Annotated in this window: 1 protein-coding gene; it reads left to right on the top strand. The window is 73.4% G+C overall.

Annotated features, from left to right (window positions below; all coding sequences use genetic code 11):
• Nucleotides 1-286 (top strand): amidohydrolase family protein (locus ACG02S_RS26295; protein ID WP_394473450.1); only part of this gene is annotated, 286 nt, incomplete at both ends.

Below are 286 nucleotides of genomic sequence, written 5' to 3'. Positions count from 1 at the left end.
CTGCCGCGCGTCAACGCCGGCGTGGCGCCGCATTCGCTGCGCGGCGCGTCGCCGGGCGACATCGCGCGGCTGCAACAGCTGGTGGGCGCGGCCGACCTGCCGATCCACATTCACGTGGCCGAGCAGATGGCCGAGGTCAACGACTGCCTGGCCGCCACCGGCATGCGCCCGCTGCAGTGGCTGGTCGAGGCGGGTCATCTGGACCCGCGCTGGCAGCTGGTGCACGCCACGCATGCCGAGAGGTGGGAGATCGAGGCGGTGGCGGGCAGCGGTGCCGGCATCGTCA

Origin of the sequence: Pelomonas dachongensis (assembly GCF_043555865.1) — a bacterium.
GTDB classification, from domain to species: Bacteria; Pseudomonadota; Gammaproteobacteria; order Burkholderiales; family Burkholderiaceae_C; genus Pelomonas; species Pelomonas dachongensis.
Note: the sequence above shows the minus strand (reverse complement) of the source record. Positions and strands in the feature narration are given on the sequence as shown.